Here is a 4,712-nt window from a genome sequence, read left to right as displayed (position 1 = left end):
CTGTTTGTAGGAACGCAAAAGAAACCAAAATATGACACAAATAATTATCCCCACTATTGCGATCAATGACTTGACCCAAGGGATAGGCTCAAACATTTTTATTTTAAGAAATATTCCAAGGAAAGAAATTAAAACGGTGTTAATCGTAATAAAATAATTATTTGCATTTTGTCGTCTATCGCTAATTTTTTCTGCACTTGAAACATAAAGTTTATATTGAGCAAGCAAATGGTTCTTATATTCTTGCCCATAATTATTCTCCGGCACTTGAAATATTGATTTAGTTTCGTTCATTTCTACCTCTTTCCTTCTATTAAAATCTTAATATTAGGCCAAGTCCACTTATAAATCTTGTCATCCGATTTAGCAGTTGTAGGCTTAGTGCATATTTTATCTGCATAGGCAGCCAAAAGGAAATATGGGATTTCTTTTTCCTGAGCAATTGTTAATTCAGAAGCAACACCATTTGCTTTGTGCGTATATTCCCCACATAAAACAATTACAATATCAATATTATCCATACGCCACCGCACTTTCTCTTTCCAATCCCCTGGAAGATGCTCTTTCACCGAAGCATCAACAAAATCAAATGGACTGTCAGGCAACTTAGCTTGGCCAGCAAGCATAGTCTTTGTGCCCTCATCATGATCCACATCGAAGCTGATGAAAATTCGTTTTTTCTCTGTCATTTTTTCCTCCCAAAATCATAATTCAATATTCATTTTTAGGTTAACCAATTAAAAACTGAGACATATTCTCAATCACCAATATCATCAAAATCGGGCTCATAATCTTCATTTTCTTTCACACAATTATTACAAATCTTTATTGTGACACAGCTTATTGGCCCCCCCTCATCGTAGTCAACATCATTAAATTCTTGCACCTCTGATTCGAAAACATATTCACCGCAATGATCACATTTAATCATTTGTTCACAATGGCAACAAATGGCACATTTGGAATCGTCGATAACAAATGTATTTGCTCCACATGAAGGACATATACATCGATGTGTTTTGTTGGCAATCAATTGGTTCTCTATTTCCTTACTATGGGCTTCCCAGAACTCATAAATATTCAAAAGCTCAGACCATCTATCATCAGCTCTAAATTCTTCTTCTAAGTCTATATCTAAGTGTTTTTTTGAAAATCCAAAAATAAAAGACAGCATCCTCCCAATAATGGCTTTTGCTTCTTTTACTTCAATCTGAAATTCGTAGTGTTCAATCGAATCTCTGATTTTTTTACATCTATATACCGTATCGTTAGAATTTTCATCAAAATATATATTCCCAATTTTCCCCAACCGTTTAATAGCTTTAACCACCCCCACTGTATTAGCTTCAAGAGACGGATATTTATCAATATCTTCCAAAACAAACGCTGGATGTATTCTTCTTAGTTTCTCTTTCAAAAGCAACTCTATGACATGAAAAACATCGCGAATCGCAAGTTTCAGATCACTATCTTTAACTTCGTTTGAACTTGTTAAATGTTCTACTGCATGCGATAACGAACCTTTAGCATTACTTACGAGGTCATATCTAATTGATTTGGAATTCATATTTAATTTTCGCCCCAAAGCTCTTTCTTGTTCTTTTGCCCCGAGTGACGCAAAGTTCTTTACTGATTCCTGTGAGTCTTTTTTTGAAGTGGCAAGAGTTGCTAATCCCGGACTAGTGTTGTCTTCCATACAACCAGGCTGTCCTGCAACTTTTCTTATCCAATGGGATAAAATTGGTATATTTTTCGCTAAAGCACTTCTTACTAACAGGCTCATAAAAACCAGATCATGAGTGAATACTATTACCTGTCGCTGTTCTGCTACTTCGGCAAGCCGCTTCGCAATCTTATCCTTACGCTCATGATCTAGTGAACTGACCGGGTCATCAAAAATAATCTGCAGTCACTATTGCCGAAACGTTGTGTTTAATTAAGGCATCAATCAATTTTTCAACATAATTATCCCAATTGTCACCAAAGGAATGTGCAAAAGCCGAAGCAGGCGTATGAACATGAAAATCCCATCTTCGCCATTCTGAACCTTTTAGAAATAAAGCCATTATGTCCTCACAAAACTTTTTCCAAATATATTAGCCAGACAGTTTTTTATATGCCATTTCAAATAATGGCAGGAATTTTTTCGTCTTTGTTTTTGCGGGATCAATGTAATATACTGCTTCTTTCCATAGATCTTCGTATTTTGTCATTTTAATTGAAGCACGTCTAGCCACATGTTTGTCCAATTTAAAAAAGAAAGCGAATGTCTTTGAACCCATCCACTTAATTCCGAAAGCATTAAAAAAACCAGCTTTAAATCCACAATAATACTTATTATATTTGGTTTCCAACAGCCAGTTTTTCTTTTTTATTATGGACTCCACTTCCTTAACTACTTTTATGAATTCTTTAGCACTATTTTTGTTGTACTCTTTTGCGTAAAATGACTCATCATAGGTTTCCATACCTTTAACTAACGATGGTTTCTTTCTTAATTCTTCTTCAAGTTTGTTTACTAACAAGTATTGTCTATTCTTCACAACCCATCTTTTTATTTCAATAAGATCAACGGGATAGTTTATTTTGTTAACTATATCTAAAGTAGATTTCAAAATGGTAGGAGCAATTATTATTATTCTTATCTGAAAGTCTTCCAAGCTTACCTTTAAATCTTCCGGCTTATCCTTTGTTTCAAGCCACAAAGACTTTATCGAATCAGGATTAGATTCAGCCCAAAACGCATATTCTAACACTTGAGGAATTATTGATGCATCTACATCAACATTTTTCATCTCAACTATACATATGTTCCCGTCGTTATCAATTCCTATAATGTCTGGAATACCAGCCTTTGAACCACCTCTTATTTGTCTTTTAATTAAAAATATATCTTCCAGTATTTCAGGTGTTTCAAAAATAATTCTTTCAAATTCTTCCTCAGTTTTGAACGGAGTGGCCATAAGATTTTGAGTAGAGTTTTTTGTTTTCAAAAAAAGATTTGCCATTTTATTCCTCCTTGCCTGAATTTTCAACTATTTTTATTTCTTCTTCGGTTAAGCTATAAAGTTTGTAAACTAACTCATCAATTTTGAGTTCGCTTTTTTCAAGCTCTGCCTTTATTTTGGAGTATTTGTCAGTATGCTCTGTAACTTTTTGTAAATCCTCATACAAATCAAGCATTTGTTGTGAGTATTTGGCCATTTCTTGTTGAGCTTTTTCGTCAACTTCAGGAAATGGAATTTCTTTTATTTCTCCAATTGGAACATGATTCGTATTATTAAAATATTTAAAATAATAGTTTACTGGCTTACTGTTCAAAACCGCTAATAAGCATAAAATATTTTCACCCTTCTTTGCAAAGCCATAATTTGTTGTATGTCCACAAAAATTATTTTCTTTAATCAGCGTTGCTTTTATCCGCCTATCTTGTTGCTGATTAGAAACTTCCTGAAATACAATTCGGGCCATTGAATAGTGCCCTCGCTTATCGCTGGAAATAGGATACCACTCTTTCGGAGTTTCAACAATTGAATATCTACTAATTTGATTTCCACGATATAGAGGAAGATATCCTGCCTGTTTATTCAAAACAAAATGCTGTTTCTGCGTACTGACATTGACTTCCCCTTGATATCCTTCCACAACATTACTAAATTTCTTTTCTGAAGATTTCATTTTGTCTATAGCTTTATTCCAAGGAATAAATGATATGTTTTCATTTTTGCCAAAGTCGCTCTGCAAAATATTTTGCAATCCAAATTTCTTTGTTTGCAGATTTAATATTGAATTTTGTCTCGGCTTTTGTTTTTTTACTACGATCGTAGTCAACGCTTGTGTAACCCCTATGAAAACCCTATCAGATTCAACATATTCGATAATTTCCACGAGTCTGTTCTCAAGCAACAATTTCCTCAGAGCTTCGCTGTCTTTGCTGGACAAATAATTGCTCGGACAAATAAAACCTAAATATCCGCCATCTTTCAACAACTGCAGTGACCTCTCGATAAATAATTTATATAAATTAACCTTTCCACCATGAGCCACTAAATAATTTTGTTTGAAGTAACTCAGTGCAGGATAATCACTTTCAAGTACAACATATGGCGGATTTCCAATTACGACATCAAACCCGCCGAATGACATTATTTCCTTGAATTCTTCTTTCCATTTGAAAGCTTTATCTTTGGCAAACACTTTGTCATCAATCAAAGAATTTCCACAACGGATATTTTTCAAAGCAGGTAGTTTTTGCTTCTGATAAAGTGTTTTCAAAAGCAGGTTCATTTGAGTAATTTCAACAGCTTGTCTATCTAAATCCACACCATAAATATTATTTTTCAATATTTCAGTTTTGTAAACATGTCCAAATTCACTTTGTATTTGTTTGGAGCAATAGTCGACAATTTCATCAAACGCTTTGATAAGGAATGAACCTGAACCGCAGGCCGGATCAAGTATCTTTAGTTTGGACAAGTCCTTTGCTTTTGTTTCTTTCAATACTTCCCCAACCGTGTTTTTGACAATATAATCTACAATATATTGCGGAGTATAATATATCCCTTGTTCTTTTCGGTGTTGATGAGTTTCTTTAAGTTTTGCCGTATGTTGGGATTTTTTCAGAATATGCCCAAGATATTGCTCGTAAATACTACCAAGAACATCTGCATTAATATCCGCAAAGTTGTAGTGAATGCTGTTATCTGTGGAGT

6 protein-coding genes are annotated in these 4,712 nt (G+C 34.1%); all 6 read right to left on the bottom strand.

Annotated features, from left to right (window positions below):
- On the bottom strand, positions 1–294 hold a 294-nt coding region (locus NT145_05520), incomplete at its 3' end, for a hypothetical protein (GenBank protein MCX5782144.1).
- A gap of 2 nt (positions 295–296) precedes the next feature.
- Positions 297–689 (bottom strand): TIR domain-containing protein, encoded by a 393-nt coding sequence (locus tag NT145_05515; protein ID MCX5782143.1) that lies wholly within the window; start codon positions 687–689, stop codon positions 297–299.
- Positions 690–757: 68 nt separating this feature from the next.
- Positions 758–1,783: a hypothetical protein gene (locus tag NT145_05510; GenBank protein MCX5782142.1), complete on the bottom strand. Its 1,026-nt coding sequence runs from the start codon at positions 1,781–1,783 to the stop codon at positions 758–760.
- A gap of 109 nt (positions 1,784–1,892) precedes the next feature.
- On the bottom strand, positions 1,893–2,066 hold the full coding sequence (locus NT145_05505) for a hypothetical protein (protein MCX5782141.1): 174 nt from the start codon (positions 2,064–2,066) through the stop codon (positions 1,893–1,895).
- Positions 2,067–2,096: 30 nt separating this feature from the next.
- Positions 2,097–3,008, bottom strand: coding sequence for a hypothetical protein (locus tag NT145_05500; protein ID MCX5782140.1), 912 nt, complete (start codon positions 3,006–3,008; stop codon positions 2,097–2,099).
- Between the two features lies 1 nt (position 3,009).
- Positions 3,010–4,712, bottom strand: a 1,703-nt coding sequence (locus NT145_05495) for an N-6 DNA methylase (protein MCX5782139.1), incomplete at its 5' end; no start/stop codon positions are given.

Source organism: Elusimicrobiota bacterium, assembly GCA_026388075.1.
Taxonomy (GTDB): domain Bacteria; phylum Elusimicrobiota; class Endomicrobiia; order Endomicrobiales; family JAPLKN01; genus JAPLKN01.
This window is presented reverse-complemented; position numbering and strand designations above follow the sequence as displayed.